The 3,850-nt window shown below is 50.1% G+C and carries 2 protein-coding genes; both read right to left on the reverse strand.

The annotated features are described in order from the left end of the window. Nucleotides 1-399 precede the first annotated feature (399 nt). Nucleotides 400-1,680, reverse strand: a complete 1,281-nt coding sequence (gene serS, locus EKM90_RS12615; protein ID WP_125583151.1) for a serine--tRNA ligase — start codon at nucleotides 1,678-1,680, stop codon at nucleotides 400-402. 275 nt (nucleotides 1,681-1,955) lie between these two features. Beyond that, nucleotides 1,956-3,542, reverse strand: a complete 1,587-nt coding sequence (locus tag EKM90_RS12620; protein WP_125583152.1) for a helix-turn-helix domain-containing protein — start codon at nucleotides 3,540-3,542, stop codon at nucleotides 1,956-1,958. Nucleotides 3,543-3,850 lie beyond the last annotated feature (308 nt).

The raw sequence follows: 3,850 nt of genomic DNA on the forward strand, positions 1-3,850 counted from the left end.
AACTCTCATATAATGAGTTATTTGAATAGCTCGATTTGTTGTTTGCGAATTGACTTCGCTCATGTTTAATTCTCTTCGATTTACATCGAAAAGCCCTATCACATTTACGAAACTTTGTTCAGTTTTCAAAGGACTACCTTGTCCAAAAGACAACTTTAACAGTCTAGCAATTGAACATATGGTTGTCAACACTATTTTTCAAACATGCCGCGTAACCGGCGTGTCTCGGCGTTTCACAACGTTGACAATAATACCAACTCCCCCAAGGACCGTCAACACTTTTTTGCCAAAACCACAAAACAATCACCGGCATTTAGAAATTTCACAAACTTTAGCAACGCTTACAGCTGGGCATAAAAAAACAGCCTCCAACTCGAGGCTGTTGTGAAACTCATGGCTTTATTCACCGGTAATAACGGTTTGACCCGCCATGTATGGGACCAAGACATCAGGAATGGTCACTGAGCCATCGGCATTTTGATAATTTTCCAAAATTGCAGCGACCGTCCGACCAACAGCGAGGCCGGAGCCATTCAAGGTGTGGACATACTGCGGTTTGCCGTTCTCATCGCGGTAACGGATCTGAGCGCGGCGTGCTTGGAAGTCCGTGCAGTTCGAGCAGCTGGAGATTTCACGGTACCGATCCTGAGCTGGCAGCCAGACTTCTAGGTCATTGGTCTTGGCCGAGGTGAAACTGGCGTCATTAGAGGCGAGCGTAATGACATGGTAAGGCAGGCCGAGTTTCTCCAGCAAATCGCCAGCATCGTGAATCAGCTTTTTCAATTCATCCCAGGAATCTTCTGGCTTGCAGAACTTCACCATTTCGACTTTGTTGAACTGGTGCATCCGAATCAAGCCGCGGGTATCCCGCCCGGCACTCCCGGCTTCAGAGCGGAAAGCTGGGGTCAATGCGGTAACAGAAATGGGCAACTTTTCCGCGTCGATGATTTCGCTGCGATAGTAGTTAACCAAAGGCACTTCCGCTGTCGGAATCAGTGTCAGCGGATCTTCTTCATTCATGATGGTGTAGACATCCTGGCCAAACTTAGGAAATTGGCCCGTGCCGAACATCGAGTCATTGTTCACCAGGTATGGCGGAATGATTTCTTCGTAGCCTTCCTTGTAGTGTTCATCAAGGAAGAAGTTGTAAACCGCGCGTTCCAGGCGGGCACCAGCGCCTTTGTAGTAAACAAAACGGCTGCCGGCGACTTTCGCCGCCCGTTCAAAGTCCAAAATGCCGAGCGCTTCGCCGATTTCAAAGTGGGCTTTCGGGGTGAAGTCAAACTGACGGATAGTGCCGACTTTGTATTCCTCCCGCGAGTCGTCCTCGTTCAGGGACATTGGCACATCATCAGCCGGGAAGTTAGGCAGACGCACCAGTGTGTAGTTCATCTTGTCTTGGACCGCGGCCAGTTCCTTGTCCAAGGCCCCGATCTGCTTACCAACTTCACGCATGGCCTGAATCTCGGCATCAGCATTTTCTTTGTTACGCTTTTTCTGTGAGATTTCATCCGAAACCTTGTTGCGCTGAGCCTTGAGTTCCTCAGTCTTGGCAATCAAAGTCCGCCGCTGGACATCTTCGGCCAGCAGGTCATCGATTTCTTCCCCTTTAACATTGCGGGCGGCGAGCTTGGTCTTGGCCCATTCCGGGTTGTCCCGGATCACTTTAATATCTAGCATAATATCCTCCTATGACGTGATTGCACACAAAAAGCCCTTCATCTCATTGGGACGAAAGGCTTTTCCGCGGTGCCACCCAAGTTTGACCCGAAGGCCACCCTTAATTCGCTGATAACGGCCAGCAGCCGTGCGGTTCGACGCCGCCCACTGTCGCGCTGGAATAAGAAAGCTCGTAGCTCGCACCGCCCGCTACGTCTCTGTTGCTTTCTGGATAAGCGCCTAATCACGTGTTGTTTTGTTAAGGCAAGAATACTGCATTTTACGTTTGGCTGCAACTAGTAGTCAAAGTCTGTGCTATTGATGGCGATGGCGCTCTTCTCATCCCAAAGCTGGCGCAGTTCACTATAAAGCTCGCCGTACCAATCGTTGGACACGCTGGCAGCCCACTTATAAGTCAGCTGGCCGGCCCGGAACTGGTGCGAATCTGGCAGTTCAGCACTTTCAATGATCAAGTCTGCCGCTTTCAAATCATCAGCCGGCGACAAGACTTCAACGAACGGCTGCGCCATCAAAAAGCCCACCAGATCAATATAACCTAGGACCGTTTGCTCGATCACTGGCGCCACTTTGACTTTCACCAGCGGCGCAAACTGCATCGCCACCTGCTGCACATTCGTATAGTAAGAATGCACGAGTTGATCCATCACGGGCTCCAAGATTTCCAGGTGCCGCGTGTACACCACATGTTCCAACGTCTGCCGCACCTTACGCTCCAGCACCGGGCTATCTGGCATTTGAGCAATCCGCTGATTCATCGCATAAGCAATGGTCTGCGACAGGTCGCCGCGGAACTGCAACGTGCTGACGGTGTTCGCCAGCAAATTCGCCCGGAGCATGTTGAAGGCCGCTTTGGGCAGCTGACCTTCCACCAAGAAGCTGACTGGCAGTTTCTCGAGAAAATCGGTCACTAAAGTATAAATGCTGGGATTATAGCGTTTGAACCGATCGAAAGTTTTGGCCTGAAGTCGCGTACTGGTTGACGTGTAAAACGGCAAAAAGTGGAACGTAAAGTACAGGGCCGTGCTTTCCCCCATTTGCTCGTCGGTACTGAGCACCGGGAAATGGAACCGGTCGCTGTTCAGCGCGCTCAGTTCGTCAAACATATTGGCCACCGGATACTTTAACACCGTGTCCGCTGGCACGTATGGCACGCGCTGGCCCTCATCCGCCCGCCGCTGCGAAATGGCGATGTAGTACATCAGAATTTCGCGAGTCACGTAATTCGGCTGGCCAATATCGAACAGCTTCACGGACCCATCAATCACTTCGCCCAGAATATCCCGCGGCAAATCGTCAAACGGCCAGGCGGAACCGTCAGTGGCCATCCAATAAATCGTGGTTAAAAACAGCCGGATACATTTTTCATCGCCTTGCAGCGTCAACGTCTCATAGTAAAACCGGACGCCAAACTCCCGGGCAAATTCACGCAGCGGCTTTAAGTGCCGCAGCATGGTGGCTTTGGACGTCTGCTCAGCGGCCAAAAACGTGTCAAAGTCAGGATAATCATGGTATAAAAGCGTCTTTAAAAAATGGTATGGGTGCCCTTCCCGCACCAACGCCCAACGTAAAGTGCTGGAAGACACATTAAAAAGCTTGCGAACAGCATTGGTTTTAACGCCCAAAACCGCGGCCAAAGTGGCTACCAAACTGTTATAAGTATTGTAAACAGCGCCATAGTTCCGTTTGGTCAAAGCCGCAATCTGCTTCAAATTGACCTCTGTCACCAATGGCTCCCCGGTGCGCTCAATTGCGAGCCGTTCCGCAACAGGCGTTTGTGATGCCCGCGCATTCACGATTCGCCGGAATAAACTCAGCTCCTCGATTCGCGACTGCGACAGGAAGAAATCTTCTCGTCCACGCATAACTATTCTCCTTTTCCCCCAAAAACTAAAAACCTATTAAGCCTACTAATTATAACAACAAACTCTTATTTATGAAAAAAGTTTTCAACATTTCTGTACCAGCCGCTAAAAAATCGAGCAAGCGCGGGCTTTTTGATGCGTTTGCGCGCCATTTTTGGTACCCCAGTTTACAATTCAAGTGCAACACCCTGACGACTAGACCAAAAAGGCCATGAAGACCTATTCTTGTTAGTACTAGCTAAACAAGAAAGCAGGAATCTTCATGACCCACTCTCAGACTAACACCCACAAGCATTACCAACAACTCA

This window comes from Lacticaseibacillus suibinensis, assembly GCF_003946175.1.
In the GTDB taxonomy this organism is placed as follows: Bacteria; Bacillota; Bacilli; order Lactobacillales; family Lactobacillaceae; genus Lacticaseibacillus; species Lacticaseibacillus suibinensis.

Bases quoted from the DNA above. Each gene is read 5' to 3' on its own strand.
- EKM90_RS12620 (WP_125583152.1), bottom strand. From the start codon at position 3,542: ATGCGTGGACGAGAAGATTTCTTCCTGTCGCAGTCGCGAATCGAGGAG.
- serS (WP_125583151.1), bottom strand. From the start codon at position 1,680: ATGCTAGATATTAAAGTGATCCGGGACAACCCGGAATGGGCCAAGACC.